18 protein-coding genes and 3 pseudogenes are annotated in these 19,669 nt (G+C 31.4%); 3 read left to right on the top strand and 18 right to left on the bottom strand.

Going from position 1 to position 19,669, the window contains the following annotated elements; all coding sequences use genetic code 11:
* The first annotated feature begins 103 nt into the window (after positions 1-103).
* On the top strand, positions 104-964 hold the full coding sequence (locus LKE46_RS03485; protein WP_291718459.1) for a LysR family transcriptional regulator: 861 nt from the start codon (positions 104-106) through the stop codon (positions 962-964).
* Positions 965-1,066: 102 nt separating this feature from the next.
* Here LKE46_RS03485 and LKE46_RS03480 read toward each other — a convergent pair whose 3' ends face one another.
* The 14 genes and pseudogenes from LKE46_RS03480 to LKE46_RS03420 form a co-directional block, all read right to left on the bottom strand.
* The gene (locus LKE46_RS03480) at positions 1,067-1,861 is read right to left on the bottom strand and encodes an ABC transporter permease subunit (RefSeq protein ID WP_291725553.1); all 795 of its coding nucleotides are present in this window, start codon (positions 1,859-1,861) and stop codon (positions 1,067-1,069) included.
* Between the two features lie 22 nt (positions 1,862-1,883).
* Complete coding sequence (locus tag LKE46_RS03475; RefSeq protein ID WP_291718457.1) at positions 1,884-2,801, bottom strand: ABC transporter ATP-binding protein; 918 nt, start codon at positions 2,799-2,801, stop codon at positions 1,884-1,886.
* A pseudogene (locus LKE46_RS03470) lies at positions 2,773-3,741 on the bottom strand (transcriptional regulator); the annotation flags it as partial. The pseudogene LKE46_RS03470 and the gene LKE46_RS03475, both read right to left, overlap by 29 nt.
* Positions 3,742-4,419: 678 nt before the next feature.
* Positions 4,420-4,893, bottom strand: coding sequence for a PTS sugar transporter subunit IIB (locus LKE46_RS03465; protein WP_291718455.1), 474 nt, complete (start codon positions 4,891-4,893; stop codon positions 4,420-4,422).
* A gap of 2 nt (positions 4,894-4,895) precedes the next feature.
* The gene (locus LKE46_RS03460) at positions 4,896-5,999 is read right to left on the bottom strand and encodes a PucR family transcriptional regulator (RefSeq protein WP_291718453.1); all 1,104 of its coding nucleotides are present in this window, start codon (positions 5,997-5,999) and stop codon (positions 4,896-4,898) included.
* Positions 6,000-6,508: 509 nt separating this feature from the next.
* Positions 6,509-6,673, bottom strand: a pseudogene (locus tag LKE46_RS17780) (IS3 family transposase); the annotation flags it as partial.
* A 458-nt stretch (positions 6,674-7,131) separates the two neighbouring features.
* Positions 7,132-8,019 carry a 4-hydroxy-tetrahydrodipicolinate synthase gene (dapA, locus tag LKE46_RS03455; RefSeq protein ID WP_291718452.1) on the bottom strand — a complete coding sequence of 296 codons (888 nt, stop codon included), beginning with the start codon at positions 8,017-8,019 and terminating at the stop codon, positions 7,132-7,134.
* Between the two features lie 53 nt (positions 8,020-8,072).
* On the bottom strand, positions 8,073-8,477 hold the full coding sequence (locus LKE46_RS03450) for a PTS sugar transporter subunit IIA (protein WP_291718450.1): 405 nt from the start codon (positions 8,475-8,477) through the stop codon (positions 8,073-8,075).
* Between the two features lie 8 nt (positions 8,478-8,485).
* The gene (locus LKE46_RS03445) at positions 8,486-9,091 is read right to left on the bottom strand and encodes an SIS domain-containing protein (protein WP_291718448.1); all 606 of its coding nucleotides are present in this window, start codon (positions 9,089-9,091) and stop codon (positions 8,486-8,488) included.
* 11 nt (positions 9,092-9,102) lie between these two features.
* Positions 9,103-10,047: a phosphoglycerate dehydrogenase gene (locus LKE46_RS03440; RefSeq protein WP_291718446.1), complete on the bottom strand. Its 945-nt coding sequence runs from the start codon at positions 10,045-10,047 to the stop codon at positions 9,103-9,105.
* Between the two features lie 46 nt (positions 10,048-10,093).
* Complete coding sequence (locus tag LKE46_RS03435) at positions 10,094-10,933, bottom strand: PTS system mannose/fructose/sorbose family transporter subunit IID (protein ID WP_291718444.1); 840 nt, start codon at positions 10,931-10,933, stop codon at positions 10,094-10,096.
* Entirely contained in the window at positions 10,930-11,676 is a 747-nt protein-coding gene (locus LKE46_RS03430) for a PTS mannose/fructose/sorbose/N-acetylgalactosamine transporter subunit IIC (protein ID WP_291718441.1), read from the bottom strand. Before LKE46_RS03430 ends, LKE46_RS03435 begins: the two co-directional genes overlap by 4 nt.
* A 20-nt stretch (positions 11,677-11,696) precedes the next feature.
* Positions 11,697-12,179, bottom strand: a complete 483-nt coding sequence (locus LKE46_RS03425) for a PTS system mannose/fructose/N-acetylgalactosamine-transporter subunit IIB (RefSeq protein ID WP_291718439.1) — start codon at positions 12,177-12,179, stop codon at positions 11,697-11,699.
* A 499-nt stretch (positions 12,180-12,678) separates the two neighbouring features.
* Positions 12,679-13,314, bottom strand: a complete 636-nt coding sequence (locus tag LKE46_RS03420; protein WP_291718437.1) for a ketohydroxyglutarate aldolase — start codon at positions 13,312-13,314, stop codon at positions 12,679-12,681.
* A gap of 354 nt (positions 13,315-13,668) precedes the next feature.
* Between LKE46_RS03420 and LKE46_RS03415 the strand changes: the two genes are divergently transcribed.
* The gene (locus LKE46_RS03415) at positions 13,669-14,268 is read left to right on the top strand and encodes a TetR/AcrR family transcriptional regulator (RefSeq protein ID WP_291718435.1); all 600 of its coding nucleotides are present in this window, start codon (positions 13,669-13,671) and stop codon (positions 14,266-14,268) included.
* Positions 14,252-15,342, top strand: a pseudogene (locus tag LKE46_RS03410) (radical SAM protein). The gene LKE46_RS03415 and the pseudogene LKE46_RS03410 overlap by 17 nt, the downstream one beginning before the upstream one ends.
* Positions 15,343-15,366: 24 nt before the next feature.
* Here the strand turns inward: LKE46_RS03410 and LKE46_RS03405 are convergent.
* Genes LKE46_RS03405 through LKE46_RS03390 form a run of 4 tightly spaced genes read right to left on the bottom strand, consistent with a single transcriptional unit; the run spans position 15,367 to position 19,478 of the window.
* Complete coding sequence (locus tag LKE46_RS03405; RefSeq protein WP_291718433.1) at positions 15,367-16,101, bottom strand: site-2 protease family protein; 735 nt, start codon at positions 16,099-16,101, stop codon at positions 15,367-15,369.
* A 21-nt stretch (positions 16,102-16,122) separates the two neighbouring features.
* Positions 16,123-17,502, bottom strand: coding sequence for a HAMP domain-containing sensor histidine kinase (locus LKE46_RS03400; RefSeq protein WP_291718432.1), 1,380 nt, complete (start codon positions 17,500-17,502; stop codon positions 16,123-16,125).
* Complete coding sequence (locus LKE46_RS03395; protein WP_291725551.1) at positions 17,492-18,187, bottom strand: response regulator transcription factor; 696 nt, start codon at positions 18,185-18,187, stop codon at positions 17,492-17,494. Before LKE46_RS03395 ends, LKE46_RS03400 begins: the two co-directional genes overlap by 11 nt.
* 58 nt (positions 18,188-18,245) lie before the next feature.
* Positions 18,246-19,478: a hypothetical protein gene (locus tag LKE46_RS03390; RefSeq protein WP_291718430.1), complete on the bottom strand. Its 1,233-nt coding sequence runs from the start codon at positions 19,476-19,478 to the stop codon at positions 18,246-18,248.
* Between the last annotated feature and the right edge of the window lie 191 nt (positions 19,479-19,669).

Genomic DNA, 19,669 nt, shown 5'->3' with positions numbered 1-19,669 from the left:
GACTTATGTATTATTGTATCAAGAAATGGTATATAAGAAAAATATCTAAAAACTATATAATATATAAGTAAATAATTATAAATAACACACAGGAGTGATTATTATGGATAACAGGCAAATGTCCTATTTTCTCACTATTATTGAAGAAGGCAGTATTACAAAAGCTGCTAATAAGCTGCATCTGGCCCAACCTTATCTAAGTCAGCAGCTTAAACTCCTTGAAGATGAATTAGAAGTAAAACTGGTAGAAAGAACCACCCGTAAATTTCGAGTAACAGAAACAGGTAAAATGCTTGCATACAGGGCCAAACAAATACTGGATTTGACTGAAAAGACCATTAAAGAATTAAAAGATATTAATGAAGGAATTAAGGGTACCTTATCGATTGGCTGTTTATCTTCTGCTACTGAAAATCTTTTAACACAAAAAGTCTATGATTTTCATAAAAAGTATCCAGATATAAATTTTGAAATACGTCAATGCAGTACAGATGAAATATTGGAATTACTAAAAAGAGGCGTTATAGAAATTGGCATTGTACGCAGTCCTTTAAATTCAGACATTTTCGAATCTATATCTTTACTTGTTGAACCAATGACTGCAGTATCAAATAATCAAATAGACTTAGGGAAAAGTGATAATTACATATCCTTAGAAGAACTTTCCACTAAGCCTCTATTAGTACACAGAAGATTCGAAAAAGACATATTAAGTTTCTTTCACAAAAAGGGATTAAAACCAAGAATACTTTGTAAAATTGAAGATACCAGATCAATATTATTATTGGCAGGACTTGGAATTGGAGTGGCAATCGTACCAAAGGATTGGACTAATCTTACACATAGTCAAAGCCTAAAGTATAAAGAGATTCCGGAACTTCAGTTAAATACAAATATCGTTATAGTAAGACTTAAAAATCATTATTTAACTTCTGTAGCCAGACATTTTCTAGAAACTTTTTAGGATTAGATTCTTTGTGGGAATCATAATAATTTTTAATTCAATTAAACCTGTTGCCTTTATTTATCTCACAAATTTTATATATTCTATCTTAATATCATATATTCAAATCAGTTTTTCAGGAATAAACCTGGAGGAAATCCTTTTTATCAACATGTAATCAAGTATTAGCAGAACGCCGCCTCCTATAAACATTACAAGATTATTGAGCAAAAGTACTCCTGTCATCTGGCCTACCAATAAAAGAATTACCGGAATGAGAAGAAAGCCGCTTACCTGCTGTGCTTCCTGGAAGGTTTCCGATTTCGCAGATACCATCACAGTAAATGTCAGCGATAGTAAATTAACTGCAGGTACAATCCAAGATATGATTACGAGCCATTTTATATCCGGGAAAATCAGTTTTCCAAAATAGATGAAGCCTCCAATATCAAATATAATGCCAAAGATTATAAATGAAATAAAGGTAATTATGTAAGATGGCACAAAGACACCTAAAATCTTGGATCTGAGCAGCTGCTCCATGGATATTGGCGTGTAAAGCAGGGACTCCATGGTCTTGTGTTCCTTTTCTCCCACAAAACTGCTGGCCCCGATAACTCCTGAACACATTATCGGAATTATAAGGAAATATGACGGAAACATAAAATTCAACGATACCTTTATTAAAAGCTGGGCAGGAGTATATGCACCATATTCCGAAGGCAGCTTTTTTAAAAGAGGAGCCATCTTTGTAAACGTACTTGAATCATTTCCAATAAAATTCGCACCGATAAGCATCACCAGAGGTATGATTACAATCAGAACAATTGGTACGATAGTCATGGGAAGAATAACCCGTTTTGAACTTGTTATTTCATTTATATCTTTATATATCAATGCCTTTTCACTTTTATTCATCATTCTTTCATTCACCTCAACCTTATAGTGTTGTATCATCGGATACACCTTTTATATATTTAAAGTACAGCTGCTCCAGGGACCATTTCTGCTGTACCGCCTCATAGATTTCACCGCCGTCTGCCAGTATGCTTTGTATTAGAGTATTCACCTCTTTGTCTCCTGAAATAGATTTGCTGTATGCGTCATTGCCATTATTAATAAATCCAAATTTACTCGAAATATTTTTCCCTTTTATCTTCAACTGAAGAGCTGCATTTTTCCTTGAAGCAAGCTGGTCAAAGGTACCCAGGCCGAGAACATTGCCATTGTTTATAAAACCGTACAGTGTACAAATATCCTCAGCATATTTTAACTGATGGGTGCAGAGAAATATGGTAACCTGGTTTTCCTCTGCAAGTTCTTTTATGAGCCTTGTAACATTCAGTGCATTTTCCGGGTCCAGACCGGAAGTTGGTTCGTCAACAAATAAAATTTGTGGATTGTGAATTAGTGCCACAGCCAGTGAAACCCTCTTTCTCATACCTGTACTGAAGGATTTCACCTTATTGTCCTTTACAGCTGACAGCTCCAGTCTTTTTAATATAAAGTCCACCCGTTCATCAATGAGTTTTTCCCCCATCTCATGCATTTTTCCAAAGAATATCAGGTTTTGCCTGGCAGTGAGATTTTCATAACAAGAAGCGCTTTCAGTCATGACTCCACACAATCTATGAATCTCAATATTATTTTTCCCCAAAGGTCTTCCGAAAATTTCAGCATGACCTGATGTGGCTGAAAGAATCCCATTTAGTATTCTGACTGTGGTGGTTTTCCCCGATCCATTGGGTCCGAGAAAGCCGAATATCTCACCTTTCGGTATGCTCAAACTTACATTGTTCAAAGCATTGACCTTCCCATCATAGGATTTTCTAAGATTTTCTATATTTATGGCATCCATCTGTCTCACCTAATTTCCCTTTCAATTTTTCAACAAGTAAATTGTACCGTTCATCTCCTTTTAAAGGTGCAAATGCAGGATTTTTGGCAATGGTATCAACAAAATTTTTCTTGATTGTTATCTCATCTATTGGAGTATTTGTTCCGATACAATTATTGTCCTCAAACCATTCGACTACCTGGTTAAAATACTCATTTCCTTTAAAATACAATGGAAATTGAATTTTGCATACAGTATCCACATATCGCTCTAAAGCATCAATTGCCTTTTCTTTCCTTTGCTCCGTAAGATATCCCTGCGCGGCAGTGATATGAATTCCAAAAACATCATTTGTCAAAATCTCCGTGAGCTGAAAGGAATCGATGATTTGAAGACCCTGGGAATAGATCTTCTCAAATAGAACTGGTTTTCCCACATTCAAGAAAAGATAATTGTTTAAAAGTGTCAATGTGTTTATTATGTTGTTATAAAGCAGTATCTGATTCACGAGCTTTGCCTGGTCAGCTTTTCCCTGCATCCTATATGCATTGACAAGTATGACATCATCTCCGCTGTAGGGAGCCAATTCATTATCCAACAGGCGGATGACCTCTTCACTGTTTCCCGATGCCATTTCTGCCAACGCTTCCTTGGTATTTGCATCTTTTATATCAGAAATATTCTCAGACTCATCTTTTACCCTCCTGCTCAGCAATATGCACTGTTGAAAAATTTGTTTTTTTACCGCTTCCGTTTTTGCCAGTATGGAGTAATTTAATAACAATTGAATCATGGAGAGCAAAAAAGGGAAGCATGAATAATACTTTTTTATTAATTTGTTACACTGCTTTATCGCTTCATCAAAGGACTTCACGGAAAATTCATGTGAAAGATTATTATATATTTTTTTAATCTCTTCCTTTGTAAGCTGCGGAGAATATCCCAGTAATTCATCCACTGATTTGATACCTTTTTTATTAATTTCAAAAATTTTATTTACAGCCTTCTGAGAATCTTTTGCTATAAATTCTGCATTTTTTAGAAGATTGCTATTGATTTTATAGATCTTGTCTCAGCACTCCTATTTCATCAGCCGTCATTAAATACCTTATAGAATATCATGCTAGTCTTGCTGATGCTAAACCCACATATGGATAAATGCTATGATTTAAAAATAGATAATCTGGTTAAACGGGAATTTAAGAATTAGCTTAGGTTAAACAACCTTAAAAAAGTTATTTAGTTTTCTGTTTACATTCCAATATTCTATTAAACCTTTGCGAAACGCTGCAAGTCCTACTTAGATTATAAGCTTAATTTTCTTTTATAAAAAGTATCTAATCATTCATTCTATAGTTTTGAGTTGTATTTTATACATCCATGCAAAATCTTCTTTTAAGTTTTTTAAAGCCAACTTGAAAAACTTTAAAACTTATTTTAGAAGATTATCTCATATTTTTCGAGCACTTTCTTATTTGACATTTACTCTTTAGACATACTTTAATTAATAAGTATTGAATTCAATTTTATAAATATGCTCAAATGTTGAATAATATAGACAAAAATTTCTACTGTATTCTGAGTATTTTTATATGTATAAATATATATTCCTAACTAATTTTTAAAAATATTTTATTTTTTACTTTTCAAAAACTGAATACTCTTTATTATCTAATGGTGCCGTTTGGAAAAAAAGTTTAATTCCTTTTTTCTGAATAAAACGTATATACTGAATTTCTTTTTCATTAAAAAAATCTGAAAGTTTCTTAATCACAATACGACTAGCTGGATAAGGTATTTGAATTTCAACTGTTTTAAATCCTGCTTCCACCGCCTCTTTGGCAATAGCTAAATTTTTAAATATAACCATTAAATTACGTTTTGTCTTACTATCTTCATTTATAAAATCTATTAACTCTTCAACGGAGAAAATTTTAACCTTCATTGGTTCAGGAAGACATAATTGCATTACTTTAGTAATAAATGGATCTTTACTATAACTCGGATCTACTACTATAGCATAATTTGCATTTACAAACTGATTCCAATTTAAAGCCACAGTTGCGTGCAATAACCTTTGATCAATACGTGTAAGCTTAATTCTTGTACTCATACTCATTCACCAACCTGTTTTTGTCTTTGATATTCCTTTAATGCACTAGCAATCAATATCATCAAAACCTTTCCTTGGAAACTACCTCTAATATTAATATCAAAAATTTTCTCATATTTTTTGAGTTTATAAATTAAAGTATTCTTATGAAAGAATAAATCATCTGCAGTCTGAGTAATATTGTAATCATTTATAAACAATTGATTTGCAATAGTAATAAACTCATCAATATCAAAACCTTTGATTCTATCCTTATAAAAATCAAATATGTTTCGAATATTATCAAGCTGAATTTTCGAAACAAAATACTTAAATAAATAATTTGTAAAGAACACCGGTTTATCTATAGAAGAATGTATATTCTTCGCTAACCACAAACAATTCTGATAACTTATAATATAACGTCTTAACTTATTTTGCATGGAACCTACTAGATATGAACATTCCTGTAATCCCCAATCTCGTAGGCTTCTAATATACTTTTGAAAGTACTTCTTTACTTTAACATTATCTAAATCATTAGGTATATCTTTAAATAGTAATAAACTGTTTCTATCTAACAAAGAATATATCATTTCTTTACTATCAGGTTTTAATTTTAAATGCATAATCTCTTCCGAGTTAAATCCTTTATTATTAACAATATATACAGCTATTCTAGTTTTGTTTTTATCAATTCCTAATTGATTAATTAAATCTAAGATATGATTCAAATCAAAATATTTGTCATTAATCAAGTATTTTATTAATTCATCATATTTCGTAACTTTTTGCTTTAATGTTCTAGTGTTTATCTCATACATTAATCGTGTTTTCAAAGTATCAAGTAATAAAGTACTGATCATTTTAAGATTTTCATCATTACCACTAACCCAAATATATCCATAATCTTTATTCTTAACTCTAATTTCATAAAACATATTTTGGGTATTGGAATCTTTAATATCAAAATGATATCCTATATATTCTTCTTTACTACAACAAATAACATTTCCACCTTGATTTAATAAACCAATAATATACTTTTTATTTTGTCGAACAATATTAATGAATTCTTTAAAAATATCAATTAACATCATATTTTTTACCTTTCCTGTCCTGGCCAACTATAATTTCAACACAGCTGTTTAAAATGAACGGACTGTAAGTTATTAACTCTAATTAAAGCTAGTTTTATAATACAAATTTTTTTAGGTTAGCTTTACCTTTAAATAAACGTAAATTAAATTTAAAATCTTAAATTTAGGAATAACTTTTTTTAAATATATGCAAGTATATTTTTTAAGAAAATTCGTTCATAAGATAGTTACTTATAAATTAACATTAACTTGTCAATATGGATATCATAATATATGTTATCCATATTGACTTTATTGTATCATGTTTTTGTAATAGGTTTATAACTTATTATTATAATCTAACGCACAATGTTATATTATACTTAAAAATTCATTATATATCTTTAAGAAAATTCAAATAAATACTAATCTATTAATTTTAATATAATGGAGATAAAATTGATTTTTCTTTCACAATTTTAGTTCTAAAAAAATCTATCTCTAATATATTTTTTATCACCTATTATAGTTACAGTAGATAGAGAATAAATTAAATCTCATACTGAAATTCTGTCATCAACAGTGGCATGTACCTTATAATTAATTGCCTGGTTTCTCCTCTGGTTATTATAATATATTTCAATATACCAAAATACATCACGCTTTGCTTCTTTCTATATTTTATATTTTTTCGGGTAGAGCAATTCACACTTTCCTGTGCTATCTTCCGTATATGCTCATTTTTCAGCTTTTGTTTTGCTTTTTGATGGACTATTCCACAAATAATATCCACTACGTAATGCTTGAATCTTTATAACCGAATGTTTATAACACTAACTTCTTATAAACTTATAGATACCTTCGGTTGTCCCGGCAAAGAGTGCAGCAGCCTTTTTTAGTACATCAACTAATTCCTCAGGTTCATCAATTCTTAAGCTCGAAGGATCCTCTATCCTATTTTTGTTTTTTAGCCAGTTTCTTAATGTCTGATCATTTACTCCTAACAGTTATGATAGATCTTCTTTCTTCCAGTATAAGCCCTTACTGCATCTTTTTTTATTCTATATTATATCTATTATCATTACCTGACATTTCTTATCTCCTTTAATATGATTATTACAGATAACTCATATGTGTTCAGCAATTCGAGTATAGCTCACTTCTATTCGTCTTGATTACTTTAAATCAATTGATAATGCCTAAGCATTTCTTTAATCTTTTCATCAACTTCACGTGTTGTTTCTCTAACTGGTTTTCTAGCAGGTCCTACAGATGCAATATTAGCTAATTCTATTGATCGTTTCAAAATTGAGGGAACTGTACCTAGTTTTAAGACATTTCTTAACACATCAATATCTGCCTGTAAAGACTTAGCAGTTTCAGTGTCATTTATTTTAAGAGCCTTATTTAATTTTACTAAAACATCTGTGATAACGTTACTTGTGCCTGCAATCGCACCTGTTGCACCTAAGTTATAGCCAATAGAAATCTTAGAATCTGAACCAACCAATACACTCATATCCTTACCTTTACTTGATTCAATATAATCCTTCAAATTCTCAATATCACCACTACTATCTTTAATAGCCTGAATATTATCAATCTCAGCTAAACGTACTACAACTTGTTTAGGAATATTACAACCAGTTGATTTAGGAATATTGTACAATACGATTGGAATTTTAACACTGCTTGCAACTTCTTTAAAATGCTTATAAAGCTCTTCATCCATAGGTTTAATAAAATATGGAGTAATAACAGATAATGCATCTGCACCTACTTCTTCCATTTTTTGAGATAAACGTGTAGTTTCTTTAGTTGAACACGCACCTGTTCCTACAAAAACCGGAACACGATGATCAACAATCTCAATTACTCTTTTAGCAAAAGCTATCTTTTCATCTTCATCAATTACATGGAATTCACCATTACTACCTAGGATAAATATACCATCAATACCTTTCCTAATTAAATGGTTTATTAATTGTTCAGTAGCCTCATAGTTAATTGACTGTTCTTCATCACGATTAAATGGTGTAACAATTGGTGTAATAATACCTTTGAACATATTTTTTCTCCTTATCAATTATTTTATTTAACTAGTGTAATATTACTAATGGACTATTTAACCATCTTGTTCGTATGTACACAACTTGATTGCAAATCATTAATACAGTTTTTAATTACCTCGTCAATATCTATTGTTTCCTTATCAGCAATATTAAGATATAGATTTATCAACATAGGTAAATTCAAACCAGTTATTACATTATAATGGTATTTCTTAGTTAATGCTGTAAGCACATTACATGGAGTTCCTCCATATAAATCTACTAATGCCAAAATTGGCCCTTGAAAATTACTTAGGACAGAATCCACCTGATTCATAAAATCCTCAAAAGACATTGCTTGTAATAAGGACACTGATGTAACATTTTCCATCTTTCCGACAATCATCTCTGCAGATTTTATAAGTTCTTCACCAAATCTTCCATGTGTTCCAACTACTATATTTAACTTTGCCATAAAATTTCCTACCTTCTGTTCATTTCTTTTATACTTTTACCAAGACTCCCGCCTGGATGCCATTTTACATATTGTTTTAAATCTAATTTCTTTTCATTTTGTAGTACAATACTTAAACATTGAAGAATTAGAATTTCTGATAAAATTGAAGCACGTGGTGGTTTATTTAAATTATCACCTTCCTTATTCACATGTGCCGGCAAACATACTTCAGAATGTTTTGCTAACCATGATGCTATATTACCTGTACAACTAATAATATGTGCTCCATTTGCTATCAGAGTTTCTACAGTTGCCTTTAATTCTAATGTTTCACCACTATTAGATATGGCAATAACAACATCACCTTTCTTTACTTGGCCACTTGAACCATGAACGGCTTCTGTTCCATGTAATTCGTAAGTACTAGTACCTGTGCTTGATAACAAAGAAGCAATATATCCTGCAACATGACCTGGCTTACCAATTCCAGTTACATGAACACGTCCACCTTCTTTTTCACTTTGTAATATGATCTCAGCAGCTTTTTTAATATTTTCTACGCCAACACTTTTGATACTTTTGTTGAATTCTTCCTTAAGATTGCTTAAAAAGCTTTGTAATTCGTTATCCATAATATTACCACCTATCCCATCAAAGATTTAACGATAATTTTGCTTGACATCTTACAAGTTCTTTTTTCCGATTCTACTGTTCTTGCAGCTATATGAGGTGTTAGAAAAAAATTATCCAATGTAGTTAGATTATCATCAAATTTTGGTGGTTCTGAACTATAAACATCAAAACAAGCTGAACGAATTTCATTATTTGCTAAAGCTCCATATAAAGCCTTTTCATCAACAATTTCTCCTCTTGCCGCATTAATCAAGCAAGCATCTTTTTTCATTTTTTTGAATTGTTCAGTGGAAATCATATGTTTTGTAGAGTCTAAAAGTGGCACATGTAAAGAAATATAATCACTTTCGCTTATAATTTCTTCAAAAGATTTTTTCTCTACATTGCATTCTTTTGCAATTTTATCAGGAATTCCAAAAGCATCATAGGCATACACTTTCATAGACATTCCATTTGCAAAATTTGCAAGTTTTTTACCTATCATTCCAAAACCAATAATGCCTAATATTTTACCACTAATTTCTTTTACTGTTGGCTTGTTCCATTTGTGTTCCTTAACTTCCTTAATAGTGCAATATAAATTCTTTGATTCTGCAAGCATTAAAGCTATGACATGTTCTGCAACCGCTTGGGAATTAGATCCAACTGTTCTACCTACAAAAATTCCCTTTTCTTTTGCATAATCTAAATCAATATTATCCGTTCCTACACCAAATTTACAAATAGCCTTTAACTTAGGACATTTCTCCATTAGCTCACGATCTATTATATCAACACCTACGATAATAGCATCTGCATCAGCAGCTAATTTGTGAAATTCTTCTTTTGTATATTGTTTTCCAGTATTGTTATAATGAACAGATAATCCCTTAGATTCCATATATTTAACTTGATCTAAACCATAATTTGCAAATCCTCTTGGTGTAATTAAAACTTTCACATTTTTCACCTTCATTTCAAAATAATAGTAATATCTCATGTTTATAACTTAGAACATTAATTTAAATAACTCCAATAAACGTTAAAACTAATGCAAAAACCATTGTATAAATGATTAGACGTAAGTATTTTGGGCCTATCTTAGTTATATATAGATACATACCCATAACTAAAGTAAAAGGTAATAATTTAGGCATCATACCATCTAAAATACTTTGTACTGCAACTTTTTGCGCTGTACTCGCATTGATTACCCACGTAAATTTGAATGTAACATACGCTGATGATAAACATCCAATCATAAATAATCCGACAATACTAGCAATATCAATAACTTTCTTAACCTTACCAGAATGTAAAATTTCCAGTACAGCACTTTTACCTAATTTATATCCTTTTTGCCACAAAAACCATGAGAATCCATATGACCATGCCATATAAATAAGCCCTGGCATAAAGGCAGCAATAATTGACCCTTTAAGTGCTAATGGCACAAAAATTGCAAGTGGTATAGTACCTACAATTCCCTGGTCAACACTATCACCAATACCAGCTAATGGACCCATAAGTCCAATCTTCAAAGATTCAATCATTTCAGGTGTAACATTCTTATTACCTGCTGCTCTTTCTTCCTCAAGTGAAATTACAATACCATGAATAAGACTTCCCCAATCACAATTAGTATTAAACATTGACGTATGACGCTTCATTGCTTCTTTTAATTCTTCTGGATCATCCTTATAAACTTTTCTTAGTATTTTATTCAATGAAAATCCAAAAGCTAAAGCTTGCATCCTATCAAAACTATTAGGAACTTCAACTGCTGTAATCCATTTCAACCAAGCTTTCATTAAATCCATCCTGGTAATAATATTATTCTTTTTTTCATATATCTCACTCATGCCGATTCTCCTTCCTCATTTTGTTTAAATAATGAAACTATCATGGCCATACTGAGAGCAATAGCTGCACCAGTTAACATTGAAAATCCTAAAATAGCATGCAGGAAAAAGCCTAAAACAAAGAATGGAATATATTGTTTTTTACCCATAACTACTAGTGTTAAAGCAAATCCTAATGCTGGTAACATTCCTCCAGCATTTCCAAGCCCATTCATAACCCACTTTGGAATAACTTTAAGAAAGACTTTTATTACATTTGGCCCAAATAAAGTGGCAATAAATACTGGAGTGATATATAACACGCCATTTGTAAGCCAAGGTAATAAAAACGAAAACGTAGATAATTTATCATATTCCCCTTTTTCTACAAATGAATCTGCTTTTGTGTTGTAAAAAGAATTTATTGTACGACGAACATTGTTTATTAGAACACCTAATATACCAACAGGAACAGCAATTGCCACTGCAGCCGTTGGAGTAAGCTGGTTAACAATAGCAGCAGGAATAGCAATACAAGCGGCCAAGCCTGGATCATTAGGAATATTACCTCCAGCCGCAATAGTACCCATATACATCAATTGAATTGTTGCTCCATATACTAGGCCTGTCTTTACATCTCCAAAAACTAATCCAATAAAAACACCTAATACAACCGGATTACGAAATGCGTATGAAAAATAATATTGTGCTCTACCCATAGCAAGCCAATAAATCAAACCGACTAACGCAGCTTTTATAATCATTTCTTATCCCCCTCATTTAATTAAAGCTTCGCAACAGCTTTTTGTAATGTTTCGGACGGGTAATCAGGAGTTGTTTGTAAATAAATATTAATTCCCATCTCTTCAAGAGCCAATAAAATATCGGCATCTTTGCGATCTAATGTAATTGCATTATTAACTGCTTTTCTTCCTGGTCCTCCACCTAATCCTCCAATTTGAACTTCTTTAAGCTTTAAACCAGTTTTTACAGCACTATCTAACTCTTGGACATTCTTAAACAAGATCAATACCTTGTTATTTTCGAAGTCATTATTTTGTTGAGCTTTCACAGCTTCTTCCACAGATAAAATTCGGATCTTCACTCCTTTAGGTGCAGCCATCTTGAATACTTCTTGCATGAATTCATCTTTACTTAATGTAGTATCTATTGTAACGATTTCATTAATTTCACACTGCTTGAGCCATCTAGTTATTACTTGTCCATGAATTAATCTAAAGTCTACTCTTGTTAAAGCAATACTCATTTTATTATTCCTCCTTGTATAATTCAGTCATAACATTCAATAGAAAACTATCTTGACTTCTAACAAACATTACAACTCATCTATTTTAAGATTTTCTACCCAGTAGGGTATACTAATCTTATCTAACTTAGTTTTCTATCTTTGCCTAATGGAAAACCATGCTAGTAAATATTGATGTATTCCCATTGGAAAATAGCTACATAAATTACTAATACCCGTGTCACAAATAAGGTTATAAGATCACATATAGAAATGGAATATCTATTTTATTTCATAAAAATCCACTGTAAAATGTACCTTGAGGATTACTCTAATACAGCAGCCTAACGTCCCCAAATTAATGATGTTAGTATAAGTTTTCATTCAAACTAGTAAATAATTCACATTAACTAACTCATCCAATTAATAGAGTATTATTCTGCATATAAATATAATAAAACTTAGGCATACCTCTATCACTATTCTCTTAACAAATCTAAAATCCATAAAATATTGTTATTTATTTCTTATTACGATAATCATCAATGATTTTTCGAATTTTAGCTGCATTTTCTGCAATCATACTAGAACTACCTTTAGTTAATAAACCACCAAAACCACAAATATCAACATCATTTTCCAACCATTTAGATAAATTATTTAAATTTATTCCACCACTAGCTAATATAGGCATATCTGGAATTGGAGTTTTAAATACCTTAACTAGTTTTGGCCCATAAAAATCAGAAATAGGAAACGCCTTTATAAATGCAGCCCCAGCACTTAATGCGTCAACAGCAGCTGAAATAGAAGTACACCCAGGGGCATACGGAACCTGATATCTATTACATACTTTTGCAACTTCTAGGCAATAGTTTGGTGCAATAATAAATTCAGCTCCTTTTAATATAGCATATCTAGCAGTTTCAGAATCTAAAACTGTACCTGATCCTACACATAGACTATCACCATATTTTTTTACTAGGCCATTGATGATGTCACCTGCATTATTTAGTGTAAAACTCATTTCCATTACAGGAATACCACCTTCTATGCATCCTTCCGCAATTTCACACGCTCTTTCAAATGTTTCGGCTCTCACAATTGCAAGCGCACCTGATTTGTACATTGTTTTTGTAATATTCATTTTTTTCATTATTTTTACCTCCCATTTATTATTCTATCGTTTTCAACATAATTTTCAATGGTATAACAGGCTAATTATGTATCTTTATTTTGTAAGGTTAAACGAATTATTTATCACATAATAAAGACTAATTTGTCTGTAAATAAGCTAGATAAAATAACAAACTGATCATAATTAAAGCTTTAAAATTAAATATAAAAGGTTTTCTTAATATATATTTCTATTAAAACTATAAACCCTGTTACAAAAATACCAAATCTTAAATTACTTTTTTCTTAATCATTCAAATGACATATTGATATATCATTACAATTAAGTTACAATAAAACATGTATCAAACATGTTTGAAAGCGAGGTATTAAATTGAAGCAATTAAATAATACAAAGGCTCTATTGATAAAAACTGTAATAGAATTATTGCAGGAATGTGATGATATTTCAGAAATAACCTCAAGAAAAATAACAAAAAGAGCCAACGTGAATTTATCAACAATAAATTACTACTTTAATTCCAAAGATGAACTGGTAAATATTTCAGTAAATAAATTAATAGGCGACACCGCAGATATATATTTTCAAAATATGACAAACAGCAGCAGTTCACCAAAAGATAAGCTTAGAAATTTCTTGATTAGTATTAGTGATATGATTGTCAATTATGAAAAATATACAAAACAGATACTTCCCTATATTTTGTTAAAGGAAAAATTTATTCAAGCTCTGGAAATACTTCCCTTGGTCAAAAGTTGTTTTAAAGAAAACAAAAGTGAGAAAAAGTGCAGAATTATTTCATATCAATTGATTTCATTTATGCAACTGGTATTTTATAGAGCAGATGAATTTAAATCTTTCAGTAAAATTGACATTATGAACAAAAAAGAAAGAGATGAACTCATCGATATGGAATTGAATCTATTGATCGAATCAGAAGCTTTGGAGGTTAATAATGGAAAAAGCATTTAATTTATCTGAATATATGAGCAATGGTATTGAAATTATAATAAAGAACGTTTTGAAATCATCTGTAAAAAATCCAAAAGAAACTAAATTTTTAATAAAGTATATGCTATCGGTAACAGCTGCAAAGAATAGAAGAAATATTCTTGAAAGTGAAGGACAACATATTCCTCCATTTTTAATGGCAAGTATTTGCTCAAACTGCAATTTATACTGCAAGGGATGTTATGCACGGGCCAATAACTCCTGCGGAGATAATTTAAAGAGTAGCGAAATATCAGAAGAAAGATGGGAAAATATATTCAATGAAGCAAAGGAACTTGGGATCTCATTTATATTGCTTTTAGGTGGAGAACCCTTAATGAGAAGAAGTATTATTGAAAAAGCTTCTTCTGTTAAAGAAATAGTTTTTCCGATTTTCACAAATGGAACCATGCTTGATGAAGATTATATGAATTTATTTGATAAAAATAGAAATCTGGTGCCAATGATAAGTATTGAAGGCAATGAGTGTCAAACTGACTCCAGGCGTGGGAAAAATACCTATAATTCAATAATGGCTGCAGTGGATAATTTAAATAAAAAAAGAATTTTTTTGGATGTTCTATAACTGTAACAACCGAAAATATAACAACTGTCACAAACAAAGGATTTGTGCAGGAGCTTTATAATAAAGGAACAAAAATACTGATATTTGTAGAGTATACTCCGGTAATCAAATCCACTGAAAAACTTGCACCTACAAACAAAGAACGCCTCTTGCTGGGAAAAAATCTGGAAGAATTAAGACAAGCATTTGAAAACATGGTATTTTTATCATTTCCTGGTGATGAGAAATACATGGGTGGATGTCTGGCGGCTGGAAGAGGATTTTTTCACATAAGTGCCAATGGTAACACAGAACCATGCCCGCTCTCACCCTATTCAGATGTAAATTTGAAAGAATCCAGCCTAAAAGAGGCTTTAAAATCACCATTATTCAAAAAACTTAATGATAATAAAATGCTAACTGGAGAACATAAGGGTGGATGTCTGTTATTTGAAAAAGAAAATGATGTTAAAAATCTATTAGACACATAACTATAAACCATTTATCTTCAATAATTATTTATATCGAAGAATGCTTTGAAACAATTCATTAAAATCAAATAATGTATAAAGATATATACCGCTAACTGCCAATAGCACTAGCATTATACCATAAATTACTATGAATTTTATTCTGCTGTTTTTATCCAGCTTGAAATAGGAACTATTTTTATATTTTTTAGTAAAATTATATGTTTCATAAACTCCTATTCCAAGAATAAAAAACAATAAAATTTTGCCTTTCAAACCCTTTATAGATATAAGTAAATACACTATAAGTGGAAGACCTATATAACATATAATTGGAGATATTGCCTCGGCTATATGTCCGCCGTCAAGAGGTTTTACAGGAATTAAATTCATCAAGTTCAGTATTATTGCAGTAGAACCCAGCACCAAAGATGTAGTATCTCCGGTAAAATAATAAATTGCATAGTAAATAAATCCAAGTATGCCTCCAAACAACGGTCCTCCTATTGCAACAATTGCATTTTCCCTGCAGTTTTCAATACTTTCAGTAACAATATATGCACCAAAAGGCGTAAACCCTTCAAAAACAACTTTTAAATTTAAAAATCTTGCGGAAACATAATGCCCTGCTTCATGAATGATTAAAATAAGCAAATATCCAAATGCATAGTAAAAGTTAAAGACAAGTCCCAGCACTGATATTGTTAGAGAAACTATGAATACATTAAATACTATTTTCCCGATACTCGGCTTTTTTATTAAATCCACATCATCTTTCACATTATAATCCTCCCTGTTATTTTATATATTATTTCTTAATTTGATATATATTATAAAGGTATTGTTTTTGTTTTCCGCCCATACTTGTCCCTTATGCAGCTTCACAATATTCTTGACTATGGCGAGTCCCAATCCTGAATTATTTTCATGTGAATTTCTTGACTTGTCCCCCATATAAAACCTTTCAAATATCTTTCCAATTTGCTCATCTGACAAATTCTGAATGGGCTTGCTTTGAAAGCTCACCGCTGTGTTTTCTTTATCTGAAGTTATATCAACGTATACACTGCTGTTTTTTACACTGTATTTTACAGCATTGGACAATATATTTTGAAAAGCCCTGCTAATAAGATAGGGATCAACATTCAATTTCAGATTCGGTATATCATATTTTTTTACAAATTCAATTCCCGATTTCTCCGCTAGAATTGACATCTCCCCTATAATCTGTTCCATAATTTCAACTATGTTCACATTACAAAGCTCAGGTTCTACTTCACCGCTTTCCAGCTTTGAATACTGAAACAGATTGTCTATCAACAGCTTGAGCTTTTCTGCCCTTTCCAGAGATTTTTTACTGTAGATTTCTCTATCTTTTACGGAAGTGTTTTCGTCGTTTAACAAATACAGATATCCAATTAAAGCTGTAAGCGGAGTCCTCAAATCATGGGACATATTCGTTATCAATTTATTTTTAAACCTTTGAAGAGATTTTTCACGATTCAGCATATTTTTCAAATTAAAGGACATCCTATTTATTTCCTCTGCCAGAACTACCAGTTCGTCATCGCCCTTTTCCTCAAGCTTACACTTGAAATTTTCCCGGGAAATTTTTACTATACCCCTGCAAATATATTTTATATACCTGACTTTTTTATAGGACCAGAGATAAACTATTCCCAGTGAAATTACAATTGGGAATGCTATTATAAATACATGTTTGAATATTTCATAGTAAGATCCTGAAACTTTCCATGTAACAAGTGCATACTTGTTTCCTGATATATTCAAATCATATAATTCATATACTGTTTTCCCAGTGTGATCTTTCACCATACACTCTCTTATAGAATTCAAATCCATATATCTGTCTTTTACTGCATTTGATTTAAGAACTACATTGCCCTTCATGTCGGCAACTGCTATATTCACATTATTCAATTTTGCCAGATTATCTATATAGCAATTATTTTGAAGATCAGTGGACTTAACATATCTTACAACCTGTACATAAGCATCATTTGACGCATTGACAAAATTTTGGGTGTTATTTTTATCAGAAATTATGATCTGGACAGAAACAACTATTCCAATTACCAGCACCATGAAACTAAATATATTGATAATAAGAAGTTGCCTGGATATGCTTTTTAGAAAAAATGTTTTAACTCTATTTATCAATTCTATAGCCTACTCCCCAGACCACTTTTATGTATTCTGGCTTTTCCGGATTTATCTCTATTTTTCCTCTTATGTTTCTTATATGAACTGCCACAGTATTCTTGGAATTGTAAAAAGGTTCATTCCATACATTTTCATATATGATCTCTGTACTGAGTACCCTTCCCCTGTTCTCTGCAAGCACCTTCAAAATAGAAAATTCAATGGGAGTAAGTTCCACTGGATTTCCTCCTACATATACCTGATGGGATTCATTATCTATAAGTAGATCGTCTATAATAATTTTACTTTTGTTCTGAGTACTTTCCCCATTGAATTCCGAATATCTTCTGATTTGGGATCTTACCCTGGCCACCAGCTCCAGTGGGTTGAAAGGCTTGGTCATATAGTCATCAGCCCCAATATCAAGACCTAATATTTTACTGCTTGGATCATCTTTTGCAGAAAGCATTATTATGGGTATCTTTTTCTCTTTTCTAATTTCAAGGCAGGTATGCAGACCATCTTGGCCAGGCATCATTATATCCAATATTATCAAATCCACATCCTGCTCTTTCAATTTTTCTATTGCTGCCCCTCCGTCGCAAGCAGTAATCACCTCAAACCTGTCATTCTGGAGATAAATTTTTATTATATCCAGAATATCCTTGTCATCATCTACTACCAATACAGTGTGTCCCCTCATTCCAATATTCACCTCTCTGCAGTCCAAAGTTTGAACTTCAACTTAATTATAACATTTTTCAACGTCTGATCTTTCCTGCGAATTTTATAGAATAAATTTTATCCAAAAAACATGAGAAAAAGTAAATCATGACAAAGGTACAGGGAAACGAATATCGGGGCTGACCTTCAGAAATAAAATACACAAGGGCAAACATGTAGAAACAAATAAGATTGTATATCAAATAGCAATCTACAGATTTTTTGCTTGAAAATCTCTTAATTGTCTTTATACTATATACAAGAAGCATAATCAGAGCTGGAATAAATATCATATATCTTACAGCATAAGCATAAAATATAAATATAAATTTTAAAATTGGATTTATGTTTGAGCCGTTGAAACTATAGCCTATTTCACTGAAACCAATGTAGGTAATAAACAGCCTTTTGAACCCAAGCTGAATGAATTCTGCAGGATGTGCTTTTATCCATTTCCAGGCTGCCCTGGAGAGCATTTTGTTTTTTTGTGTAGCATTGGCACTTATATACTCAGTCTTTTTAACAATAGAATTGTCCACATTTCCGGCATCCATCCACATGCCATATCTGTTCTGGGAATTATTGTTTATATAAAGTACTATTCCTCCGTTGTTGGATATAAAAGTTAACTGCCCCATAAGTCTGGTATTCCTATACAACCACGGAGATAGGGCTATGGCACTTATCATAAATATGATAAGTGAATGTTTCAATACCGTCAAAAACTTTATTTTCAAGGACAGTTCCACTATAAAAAACAGAAGGAAAACCCCCAGGAAAAATGGTTTTATCATGGCCCCTGTAGCCGTCAGTATCCCAATCAGTATATATTTATATTTAACATCATAGAAATACAAATACGTTATTAAAAACAATATTGTAGTAAATAGTATTTCCCCAGCCAGAATACTATTGTAAAATATATTGCTGGGAAAAACAACAAATAGACCATATATAAATCTACGTTTCTTTTCACTCAAATCTGCCTTTTTTAATATTTTATAAAAAAGTACATAGTTTACGAATGTAAGCATTAAATTAAAAATTTTTGCTGCAGTCAGACTGCTGCCAAAAATTCTATATACAAACCCCAGCACAATGGGATACCCAACAGAAGTGTAGGTGTCTCCCCAAAGCCCTCCGTTAGCTATCTGTCTGGCCAGTCCATCGTAATAGGCAAAATCTGAAAATGGCTGCGTATTTACCAAAAGCAACCACAGTATACTCATCAAAATTCCAAGCAAAGCAGCTTTCCTATAATATTTCTCCATGACAATCCTCCTCTTGATCTTTATTCTAACTTCCATTTTAAAGGAAATTTTTAAAGAATCAATTACAAAATCTATGAAGATTTGATGAAGATTATTATAATAGGCTGCAATATTGCATGAATCAGGAGTGAAAACAACTCAGATGGACTAAAGTTTGAATTTTAAAATAGCTTTCATTAGTCTTTCTGACG

The organism is Clostridium sp. (genome assembly GCF_022482905.1).
Classification (GTDB): domain Bacteria; phylum Bacillota; class Clostridia; order Clostridiales; family Clostridiaceae; genus Clostridium_B.
Note: the sequence above shows the minus strand (reverse complement) of the source record. Positions and strands in the feature narration are given on the sequence as shown.

Excerpts from the sequence above, each read along its gene's own strand:
- LKE46_RS03445 (WP_291718448.1), bottom strand. The coding sequence starts at position 9,091 with ATGGATAACGAATTACAAAGCTTTTTAAGCAATCTTAAGGAAGAATTC.
- LKE46_RS03435 (WP_291718444.1), bottom strand. The coding sequence starts at position 10,933 with ATGAGTGAGATATATGAAAAAAAGAATAATATTATTACCAGGATGGAT.
- LKE46_RS03420 (WP_291718437.1), bottom strand. The coding sequence starts at position 13,314 with ATGAAAAAAATGAATATTACAAAAACAATGTACAAATCAGGTGCGCTT.
- LKE46_RS03395 (WP_291725551.1), bottom strand. The coding sequence starts at position 18,187 with ATGAGGGGACACACTGTATTGGTAGTAGATGATGACAAGGATATTCTG.
- LKE46_RS03430 (WP_291718441.1), bottom strand. The coding sequence starts at position 11,676 with ATGATTATAAAAGCTGCGTTAGTCGGTTTGATTTATTGGCTTGCTATG.
- LKE46_RS03390 (WP_291718430.1), bottom strand. The coding sequence starts at position 19,478 with ATGGAGAAATATTATAGGAAAGCTGCTTTGCTTGGAATTTTGATGAGT.
- LKE46_RS03440 (WP_291718446.1), bottom strand. The coding sequence starts at position 10,047 with ATGAAGGTGAAAAATGTGAAAGTTTTAATTACACCAAGAGGATTTGCA.
- LKE46_RS03425 (WP_291718439.1), bottom strand. The coding sequence starts at position 12,179 with ATGAGTATTGCTTTAACAAGAGTAGACTTTAGATTAATTCATGGACAA.
- LKE46_RS03475 (WP_291718457.1), bottom strand. The coding sequence starts at position 2,801 with ATGGATGCCATAAATATAGAAAATCTTAGAAAATCCTATGATGGGAAG.
- LKE46_RS03485 (WP_291718459.1), top strand. The coding sequence starts at position 104 with ATGGATAACAGGCAAATGTCCTATTTTCTCACTATTATTGAAGAAGGC.
- LKE46_RS03450 (WP_291718450.1), bottom strand. The coding sequence starts at position 8,477 with ATGGCAAAGTTAAATATAGTAGTTGGAACACATGGAAGATTTGGTGAA.
- LKE46_RS03480 (WP_291725553.1), bottom strand. The coding sequence starts at position 1,861 with ATGAATAAAAGTGAAAAGGCATTGATATATAAAGATATAAATGAAATA.
- LKE46_RS03465 (WP_291718455.1), bottom strand. The coding sequence starts at position 4,893 with ATGAGTACAAGAATTAAGCTTACACGTATTGATCAAAGGTTATTGCAC.
- dapA (WP_291718452.1), bottom strand. The coding sequence starts at position 8,019 with ATGTTCAAAGGTATTATTACACCAATTGTTACACCATTTAATCGTGAT.